This window comes from Anaerostipes sp. PC18, assembly GCF_039789045.1.
Lineage (GTDB): Bacteria > Bacillota > Clostridia > Lachnospirales > Lachnospiraceae > Anaerostipes > Anaerostipes hominis.
In genome coordinates, this window is the sequence record NZ_CP121164.1 from 2730383 (window position 1) to 2755414 (window position 25032).

General features: G+C 37.8%; 22 protein-coding genes. 2 read left to right on the forward strand and 20 right to left on the reverse strand.

The window, feature by feature from the left end; all coding sequences use genetic code 11:
• Positions 1-8 precede the first annotated feature (8 nt).
• The 13 genes from P8F77_RS14640 to P8F77_RS14700 all read right to left on the reverse strand — a co-directional run bounded on the left by P8F77_RS14640 (position 9) and on the right by P8F77_RS14700 (position 16634).
• Positions 9-434, reverse strand: a complete 426-nt coding sequence (locus tag P8F77_RS14640) for an FdtA/QdtA family cupin domain-containing protein (protein ID WP_287517229.1) — start codon at positions 432-434, stop codon at positions 9-11.
• 43 nt (positions 435-477) lie between these two features.
• A complete protein-coding gene (locus tag P8F77_RS14645; RefSeq protein ID WP_287517228.1) occupies positions 478-1572 on the reverse strand; it encodes a DegT/DnrJ/EryC1/StrS family aminotransferase in 1095 nt (364 codons plus the stop codon).
• 162 nt (positions 1573-1734) lie between these two features.
• The gene (locus P8F77_RS14650) at positions 1735-2931 is read right to left on the reverse strand and encodes a hypothetical protein (RefSeq protein WP_287517227.1); all 1197 of its coding nucleotides are present in this window, start codon (positions 2929-2931) and stop codon (positions 1735-1737) included.
• Positions 2932-2996: 65 nt separating this feature from the next.
• Positions 2997-3629, reverse strand: a complete 633-nt coding sequence (locus P8F77_RS14655; RefSeq protein WP_287517226.1) for a CatB-related O-acetyltransferase — start codon at positions 3627-3629, stop codon at positions 2997-2999.
• A gap of 18 nt (positions 3630-3647) precedes the next feature.
• A complete protein-coding gene (locus tag P8F77_RS14660; RefSeq protein WP_287517225.1) occupies positions 3648-4775 on the reverse strand; it encodes a glycoside hydrolase family 99-like domain-containing protein in 1128 nt (375 codons plus the stop codon).
• 38 nt (positions 4776-4813) lie between these two features.
• Positions 4814-5914 (reverse strand): UDP-N-acetylglucosamine 2-epimerase (non-hydrolyzing), encoded by a 1101-nt coding sequence (gene wecB / locus P8F77_RS14665; RefSeq protein ID WP_287517224.1) that lies wholly within the window; start codon positions 5912-5914, stop codon positions 4814-4816.
• Positions 5915-5918: 4 nt separating this feature from the next.
• A complete protein-coding gene (locus tag P8F77_RS14670; RefSeq protein ID WP_347256160.1) occupies positions 5919-7028 on the reverse strand; it encodes a glycosyltransferase family 4 protein in 1110 nt (369 codons plus the stop codon).
• 84 nt (positions 7029-7112) lie between these two features.
• Positions 7113-8288 carry a DUF1972 domain-containing protein gene (locus P8F77_RS14675; protein WP_287517222.1) on the reverse strand — a complete coding sequence of 392 codons (1176 nt, stop codon included), beginning with the start codon at positions 8286-8288 and terminating at the stop codon, positions 7113-7115.
• A 22-nt stretch (positions 8289-8310) separates the two neighbouring features.
• On the reverse strand, positions 8311-9726 hold the full coding sequence (locus P8F77_RS14680; RefSeq protein ID WP_287517221.1) for a sugar transferase: 1416 nt from the start codon (positions 9724-9726) through the stop codon (positions 8311-8313).
• Positions 9727-9744: 18 nt separating this feature from the next.
• The gene (locus P8F77_RS14685) at positions 9745-10356 is read right to left on the reverse strand and encodes a Wzz/FepE/Etk N-terminal domain-containing protein (protein WP_287517220.1); all 612 of its coding nucleotides are present in this window, start codon (positions 10354-10356) and stop codon (positions 9745-9747) included.
• Between the two features lie 77 nt (positions 10357-10433).
• Positions 10434-11810: a glycerophosphodiester phosphodiesterase family protein gene (locus tag P8F77_RS14690; protein WP_287517219.1), complete on the reverse strand. Its 1377-nt coding sequence runs from the start codon at positions 11808-11810 to the stop codon at positions 10434-10436.
• 169 nt (positions 11811-11979) lie between these two features.
• The gene (locus P8F77_RS14695) at positions 11980-13971 is read right to left on the reverse strand and encodes a S8 family serine peptidase (RefSeq protein WP_287517218.1); all 1992 of its coding nucleotides are present in this window, start codon (positions 13969-13971) and stop codon (positions 11980-11982) included.
• Complete coding sequence (locus tag P8F77_RS14700) at positions 13968-16634, reverse strand: YfhO family protein (RefSeq protein ID WP_287517217.1); 2667 nt, start codon at positions 16632-16634, stop codon at positions 13968-13970. The genes P8F77_RS14695 and P8F77_RS14700 overlap by 4 nt, the downstream gene beginning before the upstream one ends.
• 224 nt (positions 16635-16858) lie before the next feature.
• On the opposite strand from P8F77_RS14700, the gene P8F77_RS14705 reads away from it, so the two are divergent.
• Positions 16859-17296, forward strand: coding sequence for a GtrA family protein (locus P8F77_RS14705; protein ID WP_287517216.1), 438 nt, complete (start codon positions 16859-16861; stop codon positions 17294-17296).
• A 200-nt stretch (positions 17297-17496) separates the two neighbouring features.
• Positions 17497-18210, forward strand: a complete 714-nt coding sequence (locus tag P8F77_RS14710) for a PIG-L family deacetylase (protein ID WP_287517215.1) — start codon at positions 17497-17499, stop codon at positions 18208-18210.
• A 36-nt stretch (positions 18211-18246) separates the two neighbouring features.
• On the opposite strand, the gene P8F77_RS14715 is transcribed toward P8F77_RS14710, so the two are convergent.
• From P8F77_RS14715 to P8F77_RS14745, 7 genes are all read right to left on the reverse strand, one after another.
• Positions 18247-19179, reverse strand: a complete 933-nt coding sequence (locus P8F77_RS14715) for a glycosyltransferase family 2 protein (RefSeq protein ID WP_287517214.1) — start codon at positions 19177-19179, stop codon at positions 18247-18249.
• 10 nt (positions 19180-19189) lie between these two features.
• Positions 19190-20419: a CdaR family protein gene (locus tag P8F77_RS14720; protein WP_287517213.1), complete on the reverse strand. Its 1230-nt coding sequence runs from the start codon at positions 20417-20419 to the stop codon at positions 19190-19192.
• Positions 20397-21221 carry a diadenylate cyclase CdaA gene (cdaA, locus tag P8F77_RS14725; protein WP_287517346.1) on the reverse strand — a complete coding sequence of 275 codons (825 nt, stop codon included), beginning with the start codon at positions 21219-21221 and terminating at the stop codon, positions 20397-20399. The genes P8F77_RS14720 and cdaA overlap by 23 nt, the downstream gene beginning before the upstream one ends.
• Before the next feature lie 59 nt (positions 21222-21280).
• Positions 21281-22237, reverse strand: coding sequence for a hypothetical protein (locus P8F77_RS14730; protein ID WP_287517212.1), 957 nt, complete (start codon positions 22235-22237; stop codon positions 21281-21283).
• Positions 22215-22676 carry a hypothetical protein gene (locus tag P8F77_RS14735; protein ID WP_287517211.1) on the reverse strand — a complete coding sequence of 154 codons (462 nt, stop codon included), beginning with the start codon at positions 22674-22676 and terminating at the stop codon, positions 22215-22217. Before P8F77_RS14735 ends, P8F77_RS14730 begins: the two co-directional genes overlap by 23 nt.
• Before the next feature lie 104 nt (positions 22677-22780).
• Entirely contained in the window at positions 22781-23689 is a 909-nt protein-coding gene (locus tag P8F77_RS14740; protein ID WP_287517210.1) for a metallophosphoesterase family protein, read from the reverse strand.
• Positions 23686-24825, reverse strand: a complete 1140-nt coding sequence (locus tag P8F77_RS14745; RefSeq protein WP_287517209.1) for a DUF4474 domain-containing protein — start codon at positions 24823-24825, stop codon at positions 23686-23688. Before P8F77_RS14745 ends, P8F77_RS14740 begins: the two co-directional genes overlap by 4 nt.
• Positions 24826-25032 lie beyond the last annotated feature (207 nt).

Consider the following 25032-nt stretch of genomic DNA (forward strand, 5'->3'; position numbering starts at 1 on the left):
ATAGCGGTTTACTCATTGTTTTTCTCTTCCCCCATGATTTTTAAATAGTCATCATAATCACGTATATATTCTTTACTATTGTAGTGAGTACTTGCAAGCACCAGTAGTACTGAATCAGACGAGAAATCATACATATCTTTCCAAATCATTGTTGGAATATATACCCCCATCATTGGTTTATTTAATTCAACGACAAACTCTTCTTTTCCATCTGTAATTCTGACCTTGCTTTTTCCAGATACATTAATTAGAACAAATTCTGACTCTTTATTTGCATGTTGTCCTCTAACAACCGTTGAGTCGGATTCGTAAATATAAAATACTCTTTGTATATCAAAAGGTATCCCTTTTCCACCTTCTATAACAACTAACTTTCCTCTTTCGTCACCTAAATCATCAAAATGTATTATTGGACATTTTTCTTTTATAGACATATCCTATCTCCTTATATTCAAAAAGTGTATTAAATTTCGCACTTTATTTAAACTCATTAATAGCTTCTATTACTAACGTTTGTTCCTCAAAAGTCATACCGTTATACATTGGTAAGCTTAAGACTTCTGAAGCATACTTTTCAGTAATAGGAAAATCTCCTTTTTTATATCCAAGATATTGATAGGCCTCGCTTAAATGTGGTGGTATCGGATAGTGAATAATTGTTCCAATGTCTTGTTCCTTTAAATAATTCATTAATTCATCTCTTCTTTCTGGAACATGAACCACCATTTGATGCCATGTTGAATCCGCACCTGGTCGAAGTTTTGGAAGTTGAATTAAAGGGTTCGTAATCTCGTTATAATATCTCTCTGCTAACTTACAGCGCTCCGCATTAAATTCATCAAGATGTTTCATCTTTACTCTTAACAAACCTGCCTGAAGTTCATCTAATCTACTATTAGCGCCAACAATCTTATTTTGATATCTCACATGACTGCCATAGTTTCTAAACACCCTAAACTTGTCAGCTAAGTCTTTATCGTCTGTAACAATACAACCTGCATCACCAAAAGCGCCACAACCTTTGCTAGGATAAAAACTAAAACACCCAATATCCCCAAATCCTCCAACAGTCTTTCCTTTCCAATGGTTACCATGGCTTTGTGCACAGTCTTCTACTACTTTTAAATTATGTTCATTGGCAATTTTCATAATTTTGGTCATATCACAAGAAGTGCCATAAAGATGTACTGCTAAGATAGCTTTTGTCCGTTCAGTAATCTTATGTTCAATTTGGTCTCCATCTATATTGTCATACTCATCAGGTTCTACAAAAACAGGAGTTGCTCCATTAATTGTAATACCCATAACACAGGCAATATAAGCATTACCACAAACAATGACTTCATCACCTTCTTTAATATCTAATACTCTGAAACTAATCCAAAGAGCATCAAGACCGCTTGCCAGTCCCACACAATACTTAGTTCCAATATAAGCAGCCCATTCTTTCTCAAATTCCTTAACTTCATTTCCAAGGATATACCAACCGGATCTTAAGACTTCTAAAGCTTTTTTTTCATATTCTTCAGCATGTAAGGAATATTGTCTTCCTAAGTTATTCGCCATTATCATGTATTTGCCTCCAACTATAATTCACTTTCAATTAATTTAATAGATTCATTTTGGTTTCTCTTTATCATTTTTCTTTCCTGGTTAAACAAGAAACAAAGTATCATAAGTTAGTAATTAAAGGATACAAGTTACTGCAGAGTGAATTATCACAAAAAATTCAAACTAAATTTTCAAACCACTTCTTTTCAAATTTTTTGCGCATATTATTCCATAGAGACACCAAATAAATGGATCAGTAAAATAACCCCCTGCAATCTGGCTAATAAACACATATATCAAAAGACCTTGTTTTAGTTCTGTACAATCATCCTGTCCTAAGTACTTATTCTTTCTTATATTTTTAATACAATAATTGATAATAAAAACAATATAAAATACCCCAAGTATTCCTGCTTCTGCAATAAAATACAAAAAAGAATTAGCAAAGATATCACTCATACCAACGCTTTCTAATATTGATCTTCCATATTCTGTATTCATATTTCCAAATCCAAGACCCAAGTAATTTGTTTTTTCTAAAATAGAGAATAAGCATTGAGTAGCTGCATTCCACCTAAAATTAAATGAACCATCTGTACCATTAAGTATAGCTAATACTCTATTCCTGACAGGATTTTCTGTGATCATTATGAAAAACATCATCATAAGAATTAGTATAATAAGTACTAATATTCTTTCATTTAATTTTTTGGTTGGTATTACCTTTAATATTTTTTTTGCAACCAAATATAAAATTACTATTGCAGTATATACCATTGCAGACAATGAAAAAGACAGTACTAAACATATAAGAGGGACCACCACTCCAATCATACATAATCGATCAATTCCAAACTCTAAAAATGAATAAAAAGAAAAGATTAACAGAGTTCCAACAAACAAGCCTAATACACTAGGTTCCGAAAACAAAAGTTGTAAACGCGTTTTAGAGAAAGAATTAAATGGATCATTTAATCTCCAAAAGATATTATTGTTATGAAAGATCAATGCGAGGGTTAACAATAAACTTAATGTAGCTAAGATGAACTTCATTCCTTCTCTTATATTTTTCTTAGAAAAATTATATTGAAAAAATAATAATAGTGCTATATTGATAAACAACTTCCCGAAATAAACAAACATTTTTATCGTAGAAAAAGGTTGGTCTGTAAAAATGATAAACATAAGCACAATAGAAAGAAATGGAATTAAATATCGAATTTCTACGTGATAAAAGTATCTTTTTTTGATAAGAAAGCGGAAAATAATAAAAATTCCAAATAAATATATCAAGTTTAAATTCCCATTATGTAAAATATCCGCAAACATTAATACCAGACTAAATCCTATGTATTTTAATGTTCTTAGTGAAACTTTCATTTTCCCCTCCGTCCACTCTTCTAATCCGAATATTTTTATATTAAATATCAAATATTAGAAAATTATTAAAATTTGGATAAGATAGAGTTGATGTTATCATCAGATAATTCTTTATATAAATAATCAATATTACAATATATCGATTCGTCATTTAACTTACTAAAATCAAAATTTAATAGCTTTTTTGTCATTTCTTCAGAAAATCTATATTTAATTAATCGTGCGGGGACTCCTCCAACGATTGCATACGGGGGAACATCATGCGATACAACGCTTCCTGCTGCTATTACAGCTCCCTGTCCAATGTGTACTCCTGATAATATTATACTGCCGTATCCAATCCACACATCATCTTTTACCACAATATCACCTTTGGAAGTAGCTTCATGTTTAACCTTTTGTAAGCATGCAACTTTAAAAGGAAAAGTTGAAAGAGTTTTAGTGTTATGCTCTGCATCCAATATAAAAGATACATTTTGAGCAATAGAACAATAGTTTCCGAGTATTAGCTTAGCATGGTCATTAAATTGTATAACCGTTAACTCTCCATATGTTTTTCTGCCCACAGAGACTAATTGGGCATTAAATATGTTTATTGGCAGAGTACCATTATGTTTGTTATTCTTCTTCCATCTATCTTGAAATATGCTCAGCTTTATTTCATTGATTATCTTTCTTGCAAAATTTATTAAAAACATAATCAAACTCCCACTTTTTTATATATTGTTCCCTTTATTTCCCTCTTCGATTGCTTGGTGCAAAGCTTCTAAATACTCAAAGTTATGTTCCGTATCTGGTTCTAAATACGCACCTTCTCCCCATTCATTCCACGCCATCAGAAAAACGAATTCTTTTCTTTGGTTTTTAGCTATCGTTATTAATTGAGACATATATTTTTGAAACTTGTCCGGAGTTGATTTGGTGATGATTCTTCCTTTTTCTCCCCTTCTTGGGGAATCATCATAAGACACAAATCCGCATAAATATGAAGAGTTATTTGATTTTTTTGCTTCAGAAATAATAGTTTTCCAACATTGATCGTAGCTATAAAAACCAATTTTTTTAAAGACTTTTGCATAATAATCTTTTAATTTATATTTTATAAAATTCTTTTTTGTCGTAGGCGCAAAAGGAGCATATCGCATTTGATATTCCAGTTTTTCAGGCCAAACACTTTCCTTGCTTAAAAACATTATTCCAGCAAATCCATTTTCAATGGCCAATCTATTCCAACATGAAACCATTTTTTTTATAGTTTCAATATCATTTCTCGGCTGAAAGAAAGAAAACATTGGCTTATTGTTAATTTTTATATACCTTTTATCTTTAAAAAAGGGTAATAAATAATCAAAATGCCGTTTCCAGTCTTCTTCATTTCCATAATCTAATTCCGCTAAAATACCTGAATCAATATCAGAATTTTGCTTTTCATCATAATTGGGCGCCCAGTCCAATCCCCTGGATATTTTGCTCCAGGTCCGTTTCCAAGTCAAATTGTCCCATATAAACATAAAATTTATATCTATATCAGTATTGTTTAAAATCAATTCTGCTGGGGTCTGCAATAACTGCAGCTCTGAAGAAAACCAATAATGATATATTCCAAAACCATAAACCCCATATTCCCTTGCAAGGTCTGCCTGCCATTTAATCGCTTCTTTATTATCAAGACTATAATAATTATTATTTAATGGACATTTCGGCTGCTTGTGGTCACTGTACATCGGCTTAGCATTTTTAACCGCACACCAATCTGTAAATCCCTTTCCCCACCACATGTCATTTTCCGGGATTGTGTGATATTGTGGTAAATAATTAGCGATTATGCGAACATCTTTTTCCATCGTTATTCCTCCAGTTGATTTTATTAAGTATACACTTCTTAGATTGAAGCTAAAAGAATGTCCGCAATCCTCCTGCTGGCAAATCCATCTCCATAAGGATTGCTTGCATTACTCATTTTCATATACTCTGTATCATCTTCTAAAAGCAGCTTAAAATTTCTGTATATAGTTTCTTCTTCCGTTCCTACAAGCTTTAACGTACCCGCGGAAATTCCCTCCGGCCTTTCAGTCGTATCGCGCATAACCAGTACCGGTTTACCAAGAGAAGGAGCCTCTTCCTGAATTCCGCCGGAGTCAGTCAGAATCATATAGCTTCTGTTTAAAAAATTATGAAAATCTATGACTTCTAAGGGTTCGATAATCCTGATCCTTTCTTCTCCACTTAATATAGATTTTGCTGTGGATCTGACAACTGGGTTCATGTGAATCGGATAAATGGCTTTTACATCGGAAAATTCGCTCATTACACGGCGAATTGCACGGAACATATGTATCATAGGTTCCCCCAAATTTTCTCGTCTGTGTGCTGTAATTAAGATTAATCTGCTTCCTTCGGCCCATTTTAAATCCGGGTGTGTATATCTTTTACAGACTGTGCTTTTTAACGCATCAATGGCTGTATTACCCGTTACAAATATTGTCTTCGGATCTTTTCCTTCTTTTATTAAATTAGTTTTAGCCAATTCTGTCGGTGCAAAATTATATTTACTGATTATACTCACTGCCTGTCTGTTAAATTCTTCAGGATATGGAGAAAAGATATTATATGTTCTTAATCCTGCCTCAACATGTCCAACAGGAATCTGTAAATAAAAACAGGCTAAGGCTGTAGCAAAGGTAGTCGTAGTATCCCCATGTACTAAAACTACATCTGGTTTTTCTTCTGCCAAAATCTCTTTAATTTTACTTAAGATGTTCGTAGTAATTTCAAAAAGGGTCTGCTGCTTTTTCATAATGGAAAGGTCGTAATCCGGTACTACCCTAAAAACCTCTAATACCTGATCCAGCATTTGCCGATGCTGACCAGACACACAGACAATAGTCTGCAAATGTTCTCTGGACTTTAGTTCATTTATCAGCGGACACATTTTAATTGCTTCCGGACGCGTTCCAAATACCACCATTACCTTACTGCTCATAATCTTATCTCCTGTTCATCGCCATCTCATAGCCTTTTAAAGTGGCCTTAGCAGCTTCCTTCCATGTATATTTTTGAAATACTTTTTCTTGTAACCTTTTATTATCTTTATTAGTATAAGCCAAATCAATAGCATTTTTAATACTTTTCAAGTCATCCGGTTCACAATAAAATGCATCTTTACCAAAATACTCTCCTGTAGATCCCCTGCTGCTGACTGCCAGATTGCATCCCATGGCTGCCGCTTCTAAACTTACTAATCCAGGGGTATCAAGCCAACTAGGCAGTGTGCTCACTCGGCACATTTTATATAATTGGTATAATTTTTCATTCTGAATATATGGAAAATGATAGAAATTCTCATTTTTATCAATATATTTTTTTATTTCATTGTAGTATTTTTGGTGATTTGAAGATACTGCACCAACAAGGACTAACTTATAACTGCTTCCGTCAAGTGCTTTTACCAAGGCTAACTGATTTTTTCTTGTCTCAATTCTTCCAACACAAATAACTGCATCTTTAAACTGCTGAAATTCTGTTAATTCCGGAAGTCCAAGCTTCCTGGCCGCAATTTCGGCATCAATGCCATTAGGAACTACAACATATTTTTTTGTAGAAAAATGAAATGTTTGACATAACTTCTGCATTTCTATTTCTGAATTGGGCAAAAAAATGTCTGTATTATCGAGAACATATTTTTGCATTTTTGTATATCCTACAGAAATTAAATTTTTTGTGGATTTATTTCTGGCTTCTTTGTCTTTACAAAATCTAGCAATCGCTTTGACTCTTTCAATACTATCAATACTTAATTTTTCATTTAGAATCTTTCTAATCCCTATTTGTCCATTTTTTTCAAAATCTTCCATGGGCCAGAATATAGTCGATAAAACAACTGGCTTCTTTTGCTTCTTGGCATTTTGTATTTGCAGAAATGTCTCTTGAATTCTTGTTACATTAGACAAATGAACTATGTCATAGTTCGAAAGATCCGGCTCCCATTCCAAACTAATATCTACATTAACTCCTAATTTCTCTAACTGTTCTTTTGTTTTCGTCAACTGGACAGTGTCACCGCCTGAAAGAGAATTAAAATTTTTTCTGCTTTGCATTAAGATGCGCATTCAAATGTTTCCTTTCATATGTTGAAATAAAAATGTTTTACAAATATCTTATTATTATATGAACACTGGTGATCAGGCTTTTAAGAACAACTTTCCATAGGCAGTACAAATGTTGTCCCAAGTGTATCTGTTTCGTATTGCATTTTTTGCTTTTTCTTCAAGTTTTAAGACCTCCTGATCATTTAACTGATCAGCTCGTTCTATCAAATCTGACAATACTCCTTTTTGTTTGTTCCAATAAAAAGCTCCATCTTCTGCAACTTCTCTGTTAAATCCAACGTCCAGCAGAAAATTCAGCTGAGTGCTCCCAAGAGCCTCCAGCAAGCTGGGGTTAGTCCCCCCTACTTCGTGTCCATGAAGATATCCATATGCATTCTCACGGATCTTCTTCAACAATTCCTGGTCATAGACTGTTCCTACAAATTTAATTCTGGAATCATTTTCAAAACCAGTTTCATTTCTAAGTTTTTCATAAAATTTATTCTTTTCTACATTGGTGATGAGAACGAAATCCTTCTCTGTAGTGGAATCCATAAATTCCCTTATCATAGTTTCATAATTATTCTCCGGTACAAACCGTCCAACAACCAGATAGTACTCTTTGGAATGAATATTGAACTTTTTATACCAGTTTATAAGCTTAGGATCATTATTTTTTAAAGGAGATTCTTCTACATCAGCTCCATAGGCAATAAACGTTGTCTTGGGCCGATAAGCCTTGTAATTAGTCTGAATATATTTCTCAATATTTTTTGAATCACATATCAGCAAGTCTGCATTTTTTACCATCAGTCGTTCTGATAACTTCCAATACTTTTTAATCAGCCAGTTCCATTTATCACGCATCCACTCATGACCATCCGGATTTACAAATAACTCCACTCCAAGTTTCTTCATCAGACGTTTATAATATCCAATAAATGGTCCGATTCGACAGGCCAGTATATAAATAATAGCATCTCTGAGTTGATGCTGTTTAATATAGCCAATGCACCATTTCAAGGCCGCAATATCATAATACACTGCTTTTGCAGCTCCGACATTTGGAACTTTTATATTAAAACATTTGGCACCGTTATGTGTAAATGCTGTTTTCTTTGCATTCATGCATGCCACATAATACTGAACAGAAGTATTCTTTTGGTTCTCTGTCAGCTTATCAACAAAGGTTTCAAATCCTCCATACTCCGCAGGTATTCCTTTTGATCCAATAATAAAGATATGTCTTTTCTTCATATGTTTCTTCATTTCCCATCCTCAATTGCAGATTTTATCTTGCCCCGCTGCTCGTCAATACCACTCTGATCGTCTGCAGAATAATTCCAAAGTCTCTCTTTAAGGACCAGTTATTAATATAGTCCACATCCATAGCTACAATCTCCTCAAAATCTTTTATATCACTTCTTCCACTTACCTGCCACACTCCAGTAAGTCCCGGAGTCATACTAAGGCGTTGTTTATGATATCCTTCGTATTGTTCAAATTCATCCACTGTAGGAGGCCGCGTCCCAACCAAGCTCATGTCCCCCTTAAGCACATTCCAAAACTGCGGTAATTCATCAAGGCTAGTTTTTCTAATGAATTTACCAACTTTTGTGATTCGCGGATCGTTTTCCATCTTAAACATCAGGCCATTCATTTCATTTTTTTCCATTAATTCTTTTTTTCTTTTTTCGGCATCGGAATACATAGATCTAAACTTATATATTTTAAAAATCCTTCCATTTCTCCCCACTCTTTTTTGAGAAAAAAAGATTGGTCCTGATGATTCTATTTTAATAAGAGGGCCGAGTATAATTGCCACCAGGAAAGTAATCATTAATCCCACTGTGGCTCCGATCAGATCTATCAATCTTTTAAAAATAACCATATGAAGCGGTGTTATTTTTGGCGCAAAACAAACCGTATTATATTCCCCAACTTTATCAACATATTTTTCTGTCTCAATCTCCATATCAAACAAGTCAATATTCAATTTAACTGAAATACCCATGTCCCTGAAGTTTTGAATTATTGCCCGCAGAGGAATTTGACTGGAATTAGGAACATAAAGAAATATTTCATCCACAACAGATCTTACTGTATATAAAAACATATTTTCCTTATTTGCTACAACAGGTATATTTTGTATTGTCCGTCCTTCCCAATCTTTATCAAGAATTACGACCCCAGTGATCCACAAATTCCATGTTTTCTCTTTTATTACATTTCGCACCACTTCTTCTACTTTATTACTAGTTGTAATAATCAGCATTTTCTGACTCGTCTGGCTGTATTTTCGTGAATTGAGCATATACCATCTGTAAAAACAATGTACAATCTGCATCCAGAAAAAACTGAATCCCATCGTCATTATATAGATAAATCTGGAATAATCTTTTGCATCATCAATCAGATATGCTACTGTTGCCATAAATGCTGCCGCAAGTGCATTAATTTTCAAATTATGCCATAACTCTCTGCAGAAACTTCTTTTAAAAAAGTCTTTATTAGGGTAAAACACAAAGTAAATCAAAGTCATAATAAAGACAGCGATTACTAATCGGTAAAAGACCATATTATTCATATACCAATCCACATTGCCTCGGAACCTTAGAAAAATCATGACAAAATAGCCCAAAATGATTCCCGATACATCTAACAGGTAAATAATAAGATTTTGCATTTGTGACTGTTTAATATTCATATCCCCACAACCTTTTTGCTATTTAGTGTTTTTCTTTTTACTATTTAATATAAACGATATAAACAAAACACCAAAAATAATTACGAAACCTACTCCTGCACCAAGAATTACATTCTTTTTAAAATTCATTGTAGTTGATTTTGTAGGCTCCCCACTTCGTTCCACAATGAGAGGCTTGTCTTTTTTTAAAACCTTAGTTATTGTATCAGTCAACGTCTTTAGCACTGCTTCAGAAATATCTTTTGTTTTAGATTTCTCAAAGCTTTGCGTCGTAATAACAAGAAAACGCTTTCCTTCCACCTGAGTTCCAACAACAGAATCTTCAACTTCTGACGTTGATAACTTCGTATCTTTCGCAACTTTTTCTAGAATCAAGTCTGATTTAAGCAATTCTATATAATCTTGTACAAGTTCATTTGCATTATCACGTATCAATATTTTATCAGACGTTTTAGGAACTGATATATATAACTTAGCCTCAGAAGTATAAACCACTTTATTGAATATTATAGAAAATCCGGCTGCAACAGCTGCACCCATCACAATCATAGCTAAAATAATAATCCATTTTGAAAAAAAATATTTGCACATCTCCACTAAATCAATTTCAACTTCGTCGTTTTCATTCATTTCAGCACTCCCTCTCCACAGAATTTATTTCATGACTCTAAATAATAATTTATTTTATACTTGATCCTTATTAAGGACTACCATAACTTCTTATTCGTCGTAATATAATCTACTTTCTTACCAATAAAATCCCAAACCTTTTCTTCATTATCCACAGTCCACAAATTTACCAGTACTTTAGAATCAAGGAATTTTTCCAACGTGGCATCAGAAATCTTCTCATAATTACAGTCTAACGCAATTCCTCTTTTATAATAGTAGTTAATCATCCCTGCATTTGCGTCGTTGGTCACATGCTGAAGCTTAACATTTGGCATATCTTTTACTATTTTTCTCATCTCAACCATAGTATCAAAATCATAGGCAATGAACATATATTGTCCGCCGTCCATTTTAGTCTCCACAGTATCACTTAATTTCTGTAAATCATCTTCCACAACTCCCTGCATCCTGCTGTCCGATACTCTGCCGCTTGTTGTATATTCCATCTTAATTTCAATAACCGGGACCATTCCTTTTTCTTTACACACATCAAGATATTCGTCTAAAAATGCAATTTTATTTGCTTTCGGATCATTCTTATATTTAGAATAACCGTTACCGCTGATAATCTTCAACTTACGGATTTCTGCTTCTGTCATATCTTCCGGACTTTTATCAACACCACATGTTCTTTTTAAAGTGGTATCATGTACAGCAACAAATTTACCATCTTTCGTCATGCGGATATCTGTCTCTGCACCCCAAAATCCTGCATCTCCTGCTAACTCAAATGCTTTTACCGTATTCTCCGGTGCCTCAGAACTTAATCCGCGGTGTGCAACAAAATTTGCATCACTGCTTTTTATTTTGCCAATCACCCTCACAGGATAACTCGACTTTTTTTTACTTCCATCCGCAGCTGTTGCTGTAATCGTCGCTGTCCCCTGTCCCTTTGCATAAATCTTTCCGGAAGAATTCACAGTTGCCACCTTGGTGTTTGATGACTTATATGTAACTTTTTTATTATAAGCATAAGATGGTGACACCGAAGGCTTCCTTGTATAATATTTTCCCTGTTGAAGTACAACCTTACTTGAATTAAAAGAAACTTTAGAAACCTTTTTGGTCTTTACCGTAACCTTACATCTCACCTTTTTAGACTTCTGTGATTTCACCCTGGCTGTGATGTAGGCCGTTCCGTTCTTCTTCGCAGTTACAGTTCCCTTAGAACTAACCGTGGCCACCTTCTTATTGCTGGAATACCACTGAAGCTTTCTGCTTTTGGCTTTGGACGGAGTTATTTTTACTGTAAACTTTTTGGATGTGCCCCTGTACATGGTCTTTTTGGAAGAAACATTGGAAAATTTAATCTTTTTTACCTTAGGGGTTTTGGCTGACACAGTATTTGTGCCCATCAAAATAAACGCCATACACAATGATGCCGTTCGCAGTAAAAATTTTAGCTTTTTCATACTACACCTCATGCTTTCTCTCTCATGCTGAACAATATATATCAATCCCCATCCTAACCCTATCTCTGTGATTCCCTATTTTATCACAAAAGTAATAAATCTACAACACATTTACCCAATTCTTTTTAACAAAATCAGACATTTCTCAATGGTTAAAAACTCTTTTTCACTATAATTTTACTTTCTTAATTTTCTCATTTCCACATTTGTCTTTAACATATATGGTATAATAACAATTTCTTTTCCCTTGAAAATCTGCTTTTCCTTTTTTATTTTTTAATTTCATTCCTTTTTTCCCCTTTTTGAAGTAGGAGACTGACTTTTTCCCCTTTGTATATCTGAATTTCAAGGTTTTCTTACTCTCATCGGTTGCTGTTATTTTTACCTTCGTACTTCTTCGACTCATTCTATATTTTTTTACATTAAGCTTCGGAGGTTTTCCTGCAGTAAGTTTTACTGTCTTTACAGTCTGGTTTCCCGCACTGTCTCTGGCATATATTGTATAATAGTCTGTCTTTTTAACTTTAATAGAGCTGTTTTTTATAGAATAACCCCTTTTCCCGTTTGCAAAGTATGCAGCAGTCTTTTTACCCTTTATGTATTTTACTTTTGTAATTTGAGTGCTGCCTCTTTTCTTTGCGCTTACCTTAACCACTGAATAATTCTTTTTCTTTGATGTCTTTACCGTAATATACGGAGGATAATAATTAGAATTCACCGTCTTCTCAGCATTTAAATACCCACCGGAAGCTGCTTTCCCTTTTAAACTGCTGAGTCTGGCTGCTCCGCGTTTCAGCGCAGATTTCACCACAGCCGGTGTTACTCCCGGATATTTTGCGTAAATCAGCGCCGCCGTACCCGTCACCATTGGAGCCGCCATGGACGTTCCGCTTTCAATGATTCCTCTCTCTCTGACACCCAGTCCAAAAATATCAGTGCCGGGAGCCGCCAACAGCACGCTCTTTTTTCCATAGTTTGAATACCTGTCTAAATATCCGGTATAATCCAGATTCGCAACAGATATTACATTACTGTAATTATAGCTGGCAGGATAAACAGGATACCGGTCATTATTATTTCTCTCATTACCGGCGGCACAGATAAAGAGCATATCTTTATTTTCTTTTATAACATCCCGAAGCATCCTGTCATTTTGATAGGACCCAAAGCTGAAATTGCAGATTTTAGCCCCCATTTTTTTTGCATATTTTATTCCTTTGATGACACTGAGCGTTGTCCCCTCTCCCATTTTTCCGCCCAGAACTTTTATGGACATAAGCTTTACGTTTGTACCGGACGCAATGCCTGCAATGCCATATCCGTTATTCCGAACAGCGGCAATCGTCCCGGCACCGTGGGTCCCATGGTCGTCTTCATAAGAAACATATCCATCTGAATCTATATAAGATTTGTTTGAGAATACTTTATTATTATTGCTATAGAAGTTCCACCCGTAAATATCGTCTTTATAACCGTTCTTATCGCTGTCTTTCCCGTTTTTCTTTTCTTTCGTGTTCTTCCACATGACAGATTTCAGATCAGGGCTGGTATAATCAACCCCCGTATCAATATTTGCCACGATTACCTTTTGAGTGTTTTTTTTGTTCAGCTGTTTCCAGAGATTCTTTATATTAATATCCAATCCTTTTTTCTGTGAAATGGTAATGTCCTGTCCGCCTTGCTGATCATGGACATAATCTGTGAGATTCGACCCATAGTTCAGGAGCCCCCACTGTGCATAAAAGAATGGATCGTTGACTGCTGCTGTCTTCATCGCAGTCTCTTTCCCTGATGTCCTTCCCCTTCCATCCACCAGCCGATAGACATAGTTTGGCTGAACGTATTCTACGTCGCTATTTTGATCCAGTTCTTTTACTGCGGCTGCTGTCTCTTTCTTCGTATCTGTCTTTACGACAGTTATGGAATCCGTCACCTGCTGTGCATTCCCGGGTGACTCATTCATTATATTTTCTTTTTCATTTTCGGTCAGGCCGTCTTTGAACTTTACAATAACTTCCTTTGTTTTATATTCATCTGTATCCGTGACAGAAACTGATGCATTATCTCCTGTCTCCGCCTTTACTTCCTTTATCTCCGGCTGAAAAAGCAAGAGATTGCCTACAAGGCAGACTGCTGCCAATCCCCCTATTATTTTTCTCATATTAATCCTCTTTTCTTTCTTGATACTACTATATAAATAATAAATATAAATCCGGCCATACTGCTGATGGCAGTCCCCGGAACCAGCCATGGCGTCCGGTATCTTAAAGTAATTTCATGCTCTCCTGGCTTCAGCACCAGTCCCATATACATTCCGTTTGTTTTTATAATTTGCTGCTTCTCTCCGTTAACTTCGGCCGACCAGCCTTTGGAATACGGAATCGGAATACATAATAATTTTGTTTTCTTCGTCGTGATCTCCCCGGTAAAAACATTATTCTTATAAGAAATATTTTTTAATGAATTACGTTTTCTTTCCTTCATCTCCTTTTTCATATCCTGTGGCTTCACGGAAATCAGCGAAACCGAACCCACCTTATATGTTCCGGTACTCGGAAATCGAAATTCAAGTTTGCCGCTGTCCGATATCTTCATCAGATAATCATGTCGCCCAAAATAATAGGAGCTCATTTTATCCTGAATATAAATATGGTGTTCCTCCGAACCGTCTGTCACATCAATTCCACGGTTACCCTTCTTCCCTTTCAAAGCAATCTCGCCAACATTTGAATTATTTTTTGTCAAAGGACTGTAATGAAGATTTTTTATATAAAGATAGTGTTCCTTGTCCGAATCCAGTTCCAGACTATATTTTTTACATTTGCCGGCCTTGTCTACGGATGTACTGTGTTTCCCGGAAAGAATTTTTTCTTCTGTCTGCGCTGTCAGACTGCTCTGCTTTTTCAGACCTTTTACTTCATCTTCCAGAACCGCACATTTCAGCATGGCCTGCTCCCGCTCTGCTCCATTCATTGTATCATATTTCTTTTGGCTGATCCATGAATCATACGTATAACCAAACGGAAGTGCATACGGATTCTCATATAGCCTGGATTCTTCTGTCTCATCCAGGAGTCGGTATCCTTCCAGCTTCTGGTCTTTCGGCACTGTAATGTATTTTACACAGGCAAGACTTAAAAGTCCCTGCCTGAGATCCAGTCCATGGTATTTGTCTGCGTACTGCATTCCCAAAGTCTCATAACTTTTTACAGCTTCCATTGTCTCCTTTGGAATTATGCTGTAATAGGCACTGACTGTATTCAGCCCATCCAGCAGTCCATAATTGTGAAATCTCTGACCTTCATCGTGCACTCTGACCAGACGGCCGGCCGCCTGTTTTTTCAACAGCTTATTTTCCTCTGACTGAATAGCTTTCAACGCCTCTCCTGAATTTAAAAATTCACCTGCATAGTATCTTCCCCCGTCACCAAATCGGTAAAAACCATGGACTCCTATACTGGTCACAACCAGGACAGCCACGGCAATCCGAGTCACCATACGCTTATCATCCATGCCTTTCCACTGAAAGAAAAGGAAGACCAAATAAAACAAGAACAGAAGGATGCCTGCCATGTAAGCCCCATCATTTTTAAATACATCCGACTTGCTCAGCTCTGCCACTTTGATGATCAGATTATAGATTGAGATACCCACCAGAATACCAATAATCTGGCGTTTTGACATGTGAAAGAGCCTCGGATACATCTCTGCCACAAGCAGTGCTATAATAAATGTAAACACAAAGCTCCATCGGTTGGTCACATAAGAAAAGCCATTGAAAATATAACCGAAAACAGGAAGGGCCAGGAATATAATGCATCCAACAAACGCCATCTTATACTTTTTGTGTTTCATTCTCCTTGAATACATCAAAAATAATACAACGATGCCGGCAATGGGAATGAAACCTACGTTGGTAGACTGTCCGCTGTTTCCGTATCCAACAAAATTCTCTAAAAACAAAATGTAATATTTAAAAGGATATGCGATCAGATTGTGAACCTGTCCTCCTCCCCGTCCATTCCCTAAAAACCCATAGACCGCGGGCAGAAGGATCACTGCCGACAGGGCAACTCCCAGTATATAATATCCTGCAAAATTTCTAAGCAGAACAAAAAAATTCTTTAGCCGTTCTTTTGTATAGTATTGGTAAAAGCGAATCAGCGCATATATTACCGTAAAAATAGTCAGCATATATAAGAAATAAAAGTTGCTCATAGATGCCACAGCCGTGACAATAATGAATAAATACGGCCGTTCCTTTTTAAAAATCTTTTCAACACCAAGGCATAAAAGTGGGAAATAAATCATCGGATTAATAAAAAACGGATGTCTGAGCCCTGAACGAAACGTAAATCCGCAGAACACATAGACAAGCGCCCCTAAAACCACTGCAAAATTATTTTTGTTCATCTTTCTTCCGTATACCATAAATGCAGCACCTGCCAGAAACATGCGCAGCAGAATCATGAAATTATACATGGTCTCGGTATGCTTCACAGGCACAAAAATATACAGAAGATTCAGGGGATCTCCGATAGCATAGTAGTTTAAAGTCGATAAAATATCCCCCCCGTAACCGAGACTCATATTCCACATAGGAAGAGACAGATGCCCTGATGCAATATTTTTAACCAGTTCCCTCAGGTAGTGTCCCCAATAGGCCAGTGATTCAAAATGCTGTGACAGCCCATCCTCTACTCCTTCGGCCCAGATAAAAGACTTGCCCTCCGCAATAAATGGATAAAATGCCGTAAAGCACATGAAAACGAATAACACGAGATATAGTAAATAATATTTTCTTGTATTCTTTTGTGTCGTCATGAATGTCTCTCCTTTAAATCTGATTTTTTTCAAGAACAAAGTTGTCAAGATATGATATCATATATTTAAATATGAGTTATTATACCACAGACAACTATATATTCCCATATCTATGTCCAGATCTTTGTTATTGTAAGAAATTCTTCATATTGTTGCAAAATATTGTATGTAATTCTATAATGTAATAAGTTTAAAATCTATGGAAACCGAAAGAGGAAATCAATATGGTAAATATAATTAAAAAATTATGTAATAATCAGGGGCTCCGTTATGTTTTTTTCGGAGGATGTACAACACTTGTCAACCTTTTAATTTTTAATGTCTTGGTGTATGCCTGTCAAGTAAACTATACGATCAGCAATATCATTTCAGTTGCTTCCGCTATCGTATTTGCTTTTGTTGTGAATAAGATATTTGTCTTTGCCTCCAAAAGTTCTTCCTGGAAGGAAGTATGGATTGAATTTTGCCGGTTTGTTCTGGGGCGTCTTTCTACAATGATTATAGAAGTCGGTGGTGTTTTTGTTCTCGTCCAGTATATCAGCCAGGCAAAATGGCTTGCAAAACTGGAAACTCAGATCATCGTTACAATCGTAAACTATTTTATCAGTAAATTTCTAGTATTTAAAGAAACAAATACAAAAGATGAAGCAGGTGCACGATAAAGATGAAATAATTATATTATCATTTTGTTACATTTCGAGCGACAATATAACAGATATTTTTATAAAATTAAATAATCTTACAAAACAGCAAACTCTCTTGAAAACCTCTGCCTTTGATTCTATAATAATGTAGCTTATATAACTCATCCAGTATATAAGCTTTTACAATGAAATTAGAAAACCTCAAAACGGAGGCCATCATGAAATTTGACCGTTCACAAAAGACAATGATATATATCACTCTCATTTTTGCCTTTGTTCTGGCAGTCATCAGCATTTCTCTGCCGGTGAAGGAGGGTGCCACAAAGAAATATTTAGACACATTAGATTTAAAAGGTATTGACCGCCTTATGATCGTTGCACATCCCGACGATGAATCCCTGTGGGGCGGCGCCCACCTTGCGAAGGACCGGTATCTGGTTGTGTGCCTTACCAATGCAAATACATACCATCTCACAAGATATAAAGAATTCAAATATGCCATGAACGTGGCAGGTTCCCCAAGTATTATGTTGAATTATCCGGACTATGTCAACAGAAGACGCGTTTCATGGGAGCCATATAAAAACCGCATAGAACAAGATATCCAGACATTGCTGCGGTATAAGAACTGGAAAGAGATCGCCACACATAACCCTGAAGGGGAATATGGGCACCCTCATCATATCGGAACATCCAATATCGTAACTTCAGCCGCGAAAAAAGAACATGATTTTGACCGGCTGTATTATTTCGGCAGGTACTACAGACAGCTCCCTCCTGACCGGCCCATCGGTCCGCCTCAGGAGCCAAAATATATGCGGGTGAAAAAGAAGATGTTTCCTTACTATTACAGAGAACGCAGAACTATACGAAAGCACCGGCAGATGCACTACTATGAAAATTGGGTCAAAGCAAATGACTGGGATTCATAGCAAAACAGCGGAAGGAATCAGATCCCTCCGCTGTTTTTAGTTTACGTTCTTAGTCTCTGTTATTTCTGATATGATATATCTCGGCCGCATTTTCACTTCTTCGTATATCTTTGACAGATAATATCCGATTACTCCCAGGCTGAACATCAGAATGCTTCCAATGATCAGCAGCAGCAGTATAACTGTCGTAAAGCCGGCCACGGCCCTTCCGCTGAAATACAGATACAGTGATTGTACTGCCAGTACGATTGCAAACAGGAAAAAGATCACACCGCAGAATGTAACCACCTGCATTGGCACAGCACTGAACGAAGTAATATTGTTAATGGCATATTTGAACAGTGACTTCATGGACCACTTTGATTCTCCGGCCTCGCGCTCCTGGACATGAAATTCCACATAAGTAGTCTTAAACCCAACCCAGGAGGATAATGCCCTAAAAAATACATTTCGTTCTGGTAATTTTAAAAACTCATTTGCTGCTGCACGGTCTAAAAGCTTAAAGTCAGATGCCCTTGACATATCGACACCCGTGGCATTGCTGATAATCTTATAAAAGGTTTTAGCAAAAAATTTGTGAATGAATCCTTCTTTGCCTCTGGATGCCTTCACACCCTCTATTACCTGATAGCCCTGTTCCCATAACCGATACATTGTAACCAGCGTCTCAGGTGGATGCTGAAGATCACAATCCATAACCGCTATACAATCACCGGAAGCATTGGCAATACCTGCGAATACAGCCCCTTCTTTTCCAAAATTTCTCGAAAAACAGACTCCTTTCACATTTGGATCACGTTCGGCTACCTCAACGATTTTTTCCCACGTCTGATCTTTTGATCCGTCATTTACAAAAACAAGCTCATAGCTTATTTTTTCCTTTTTCATGAGTTCTGTGATAACCCCTGCAGCTTTTTCTATCATCTGTTCTTCATTATAAGCCGGAAGGACGATTGACATTGTCTTCATAATTAGGCTCCTATTCTGATACTGTAATTTTTACCTGTACGTTTCCTATGATGTCCATATTTTTTACTTCTTTCAACTGGACCTGGACCGTATGTGTGCCGGTTTCATAGACAGAGACATCAATCTTCGGATTTAAATCCCTGGCCGTCAGATCGTCTACGACGGATTTCAGTCCCGTCACTTTGATCGGTACTTCAGACTGGTCAAATTCAATCTTATAATTATTTTCATTATTGATCAGCTGGATCTGATCCGTGGAGAGAGTGATCGTCCGTTTTTTGTACTTCTCAATGTTTGCTTTGACAACGATATCTTCGATCTTGCTTGTGTCTTTTACAAATGTGATCCCTTCCGGCAGTTTGATGTCCGCTGCTTTGATGGTCTTTTCTATACTCTTTGTACTGTTGCTTATATCGATCTTAGAAAGTGCGATCTCATCGACCTGATCCAGCGCGTCCTGCTCACCGGTAATTTCAATCTCTTCGGGTGAATAGTCTATACTTCCAAGGGCATATCCCTTAGCCGGGGTTCCCTTTGTCTTGACTACAATCGGCACGGTTTTAGTCCTGCTGAATTTTATTTTAACTTTTACTTCATCATTGTCCAGCTTCAGCCGGGACTGATCAATCTGCTCTCCTTCACTGTCATAGCAGACAACTTTATGAATGATCGAGATATCTTTTTTCAGACCGGTAACGTCCACGATGACCTTGATAGATTTAACCTGCTTAACCACGCTTTTCGGCCCGGAAATGGATATCAGATTCGGCGCGGCTGTTTTGCTCCCAACTGTAAAGCCCGATGCAGGTTTTCCTGTTGTCTCCACTGTCACCGGTACCTGGACTCTCCTCAGGTCTTCCAGTTTCACCTTAACGCTTTGGTTATTGCCTGATACTATCTCCAGCTGATCTGCAAACTTCAGCGGTACGATTTTGATAGGGATTGAATTTACCTTTGACATGGAAGATACATCTGCGGTAGCCCGGAAGTCACTCTTCTTCAGCTTATCGAGGACTGTCTTTTTCCCTTTGACCGTAAAACTGACGGTTGAACCCTCCGTGATCTTATAAGTCCTGTTCAATTCATCCAGCACCTGTTCATTGAGCATATCCACAGGAATATTAGAAAAAGATTTTGTGATCACCGGGTCCTCTGTATTGATGACAAAAAGCCAGAGCAGGATTGCAAGGACAAGAGAGAATACTTTTAATATGAGATCATTTCCTAATTTTTCTTTCATTGCGGTTCAATCCTTTCCAGAGTCTGAATTTTCTTCCATCGCTGTAATCACTCTTTACCACGGCCAGTCGGTCTCTCAGCTGCTGCGGGGTCAGTCCCCTGTAAATCCTGCCTCCCTGGGCAATGGAGATGCCTCCCGTCTCCTCTGAGACTACGATCGTCACGCTGTCGGAAACTTCGCTGATTCCCACTGCTGCCCTGTGTCTGGTCCCCAGTTCTTTTCCGATCTCCAGACTGTCACTTAGCGGGAGGTAGCAGGTTGCCGAAACGATCCGGTTGTTCCTCACGATCACTGCCCCGTCATGAAGCGGAGTATTATGCTCAAAAATATTAATCAGAAGCTGGCTGCTCATCTTCGCATCGACAGGAATTCCCGTCCTCTCATACTCTCCCAGTGGAACCTCTCTCTCCAATACGATCAGCGCTCCTGTCTTAACCTTTGACATCTCGATGGTAGCACGAACGATTTCCTGTATCGTCCGGTCTGTATATCCTATTTTCTCATCCCTGCTCTCATCGGAAGAAAAAAGATTTACGATCGGATTTTTCCGTCCTAACTGTTCCAGGGCATTCCTGAGTTCCGGCTGAAAAACGATGATCGCCGCAGTCACTCCCACTCCCATTGTATTATTGATGAGCCAGGAAATCGTGTGCAGCTGAAAAACATAAGCAGCCATTGCCACGAAAACAAGCAGCATGATTCCTTTTAACAGTGTCCATGCCCTTGTGTTTTTGATCCAGCGGGCGATTTCATAAATCAGCACGCTGACAATCAGGATATCCAGAATATCTGTGATTGTCATCTGTGGAATAGACAACCAATATAAATACTTTTCGATGACTGATAATAACTGCTCCAAATCTACTCTCCCTTATGTTTTTTAAATCCAAATTTCTTGCCTGAAGGATTGATCTTTGTTATATTTATTTCCTCTTCGTTGACCCTGCTCTTCGGAATCGCCTTGACGTAATAGTAATAATCCTCGTCCTCGAACTCCATCGTCTCCTGTCTGGAATAGTCAACAATAACTTTGAAAAACTGCATCATCATGACTGCCAGGATACTTAATGCCGCGACAGCCAATTCCCCTGCGATGTCTACACGGTTTCCCGTAAAAAAGCCTCCTACGAGGACAACGATCACATAGGCAATCCCTCCGATAAAAATAGAAAAATACCAACCATAATCGACCTGCATTTTTCGAATGCCCACGATCAGTGCCGCGACAAATATAAAACAGAGGATATATACGATCAATTCCTTATTTTCTATAGTTCCCTGAAGCACAAAATTATACAGCTGGCTTCCGAAGGACCCGTTGTTTACCTGTACAACACCGCTTTGGACCGTCATAGCAAAAATATACAAAAATGTACCCATGACAATGGCCGGAATCCCTGTAATGCCAATAAAAGACCCTACATAAAGCGGCACCACAGCGGGCAGATGAAAAAAGAAAAAGACCGGCGTCATAAACAGCAGATATCTCATCCCTGGAAACATTCTCTGATATAACAGATAGTAAATACCAAGGATAATGAAATATATGATTCCAATCTCAACAGATACCATAGATAAATGAATGATGATGATCAGATTGCACAGTAAAAATGTCATTGAAAACGGAAGAAACACACAGATCCCTGCCAGGATCAGTATACTGAACGGCTGATTCAATACTTTGGAATACCCAAACAGGGAGTTTATCACATAAAAGATAAACACTCCTCCGATAAATTTCCCCACCGGGCCGCAAACCTGCCAGTGGGAAGCCAGGAAATTTAAAATTTTTTCTCTATAAATCAATAATTTTTCCATCTGCCAACTCCTCTGTATCTATATCTATCTTAGGGCTATTGTCCTCTTTTTCTTCCTCTTCGTAGACTTCAAGAAGCTTTTCAAGTTGTCTTTCATAAGCTTTGATCCGTACCATCGCTTCATTATAACGCTTTTCTGCCCTTCTTCTGGCAGACTTTACATAGCAGAAAAAAATAATTCCGAAACAAATCAGTATCAGTATTGCCGGAACAGCAATCGTGCCCTTTCTCATCATGGAAATCACATCCTCCATGTGGAAGATAACGATAATCCCTGTTAGAAGAAGCAGTGCAACCACTAAAGCCACTCCTACTTTCATTGTCTCCATTCTTACATAATCACCGCAGCTGTACCGGTTTATGCGTAAATCTCCGGTTCCCTCTTTTTTTTCATATTGGACCAGAGAAGTCATAATCTTTACTTTTTCTTCTGAAATCACAGGATGTACCCCTCCTTCTTAGCTGCATATCTGGGCATGGTGACATTATATCACAAAACAAGGTACAGACCAAGGAGTCTGTACCTCATAATTTGCTCTTTTATTTACTTCTCTGTCTCGGCATACTCTGTTAGGGATACCGGGTCCTCCAGTACTTCTCTCTCAACTCTGAGTATTCTGTCCTCTCCGGACCGGACAGACCATTTTACGAGAGATATCTGATTGTCTTCAATCTCAATACATGTAATACATCTGGGATGCACACAGCTTCCGGAATTAAAATAGGTTCCTTCTCCCGGCTTTGAAAACGCCGGCCGGTGCGTATGCCCGGCGATCAAAATCTTTTGTCTGCTGCTGCCGTAATCGGCCAGTCTTTTCTCGATCCGCTCTTTAGCCTTTCTCGGACGTCCAGCTCCGGTAGGGTCTAAAAATCCGATCAGTTCCATATATCTCCACACATATCTCACTAAAAATCTGGAAAGCGGCCAAAGGGTATCATTCAGAAAATCTCCCTGATGTCCGTGTACCATAAAAATTTCTTTTCCATCTTTCCTGTTTCGAAAAATCAGTCCCTCACGGACAGAGATATCCGGAAAAAGAGACTGCTCCTCATGGACAGCATCACAGTAATAACATCCGCAATGCCGCCTCATATAGCCTTTATCCCGTTTCACGATATCATGATTTCCGTACACCATATAAAGCCGTTTCTCTTCGTAGAATCTGGACAGCATCCAGAAGATGTCATCATGAACCTCTACGATTGTCTTTAATTTCCTGTTTTCCCACAGCTCGTCACCGTCTCCAAGCTCAACATACGTAAATCCTTTCTGAAAATAATACTCCAATGCGCCAAAACACACTGCCTGATTAGCCAAAAAATTGTCTCCTGCGTTTCCCTGTCCTCTGTGGCAGTCACTCATAACTACCAGTTTTGTGCCGGAATCAAATGGTATGACTGGCACATGTTTATATACCTGGTCCAGTTTCCGCTCTACTGTTCGGTAGTTCATTCTTCTCTATGCTTTCCGCAATGATGGCAGGAGTCTGACGGCTGGCAGCAGCAGTCATTGGAATCACACTGCTGTCTCGGCGGACAGGAGTCGCACGGATGACATGGAGGTTCCGATGGACACGATGGTTTTGGCGGACACGGCGGCTTTGGCAGGCATGGTGGTTCCGGCGGACACGGCGGTTCCTGCGGTCTTGGTTCGGGCCGCTTTCCCGTCAGCCAGTCTTTGATCCATCCAAATGCTTCATAGATTCCTTTTGCATAAAGAGAATCTACAAAGATTGTATAGAGTTCCGGCATGACAGCCTTTATATATTCAATCTTGTCAAGTGTATTTGGGTACTTTTCTGTGATAAATTCATACAATCGGCAGTTATTTTTGTTGGTTTTCTGTACAAGTGCTTCCTGTATGCCGTCTCTGGCTTCCGGCTGCACTGAATGAGGTGCTGTATAATGGATATTCACAGTATTCCTGCGTACCGAAAATTCTCTTTTTCTATAGCCTGTTTTCCTCAGACTTTCTATAAAAGAATCCCTCATTTCACGGTTTGGAAACGTGATGGATGCGTCCATAGTAAGAGTATCCGTCTCTGAAAACTCACCGAGTTTAAAGCCGGTCAGCCACCAGTGGACTGCCTTGCGGCGCAGAAGAACTTTACCGTTTTTCCTCAATACATAAGATAATGGAAGTCTCTCGTCATCCCGTATATTTTCATAGAAGGTTCCTCTGAATTTTTCGTGTTCGATATCCTCCCGTTCTGTGTTGTAGATACCGATCTCTCCTCCTGTTGTAATTCCATACTGTCCCTTCCACAGTTCAATCATCCATCTTTTTCCTCCGTAGGAGAATTCAACAGGCTCACAGTCTATGATCATATTAAACATCGGCGCTGCTTCATCATAAAGCCGGCAGTATCCGACCTCACGCTGCCAGCAGTCCATCAGTGAATAAAAGTAGTCACCATTTATTTCATATGCAAACCCGGCGTCTTTCAGGTCGGCATTTAATTCCATCTGCTGGCGCTGTATATCCGCACTCGGACGGAAACGGCGGCTTCTGATACGCCATATGATCAAAGCAATCAGCACAGCCGCTGCTACAACAGCCAAGATAATGAAAATAGATGTTGCTAACACAATATTTCTTCCTTTATTTATCTTCGTAATACATTTTATTCCACATCTCCTTTTTTCGTTACTTTCTGACTTTGACTTAAAAACTTCTTTAATCTGCCAAATAAATAACGACATTTACTGCACTTATGACTTTATCTCTTATCACTGAAGAAACCTGATTTCAGAGTGCTTCTTCAGCAATCTTTTAAACCAGTGAATATCTTTTAT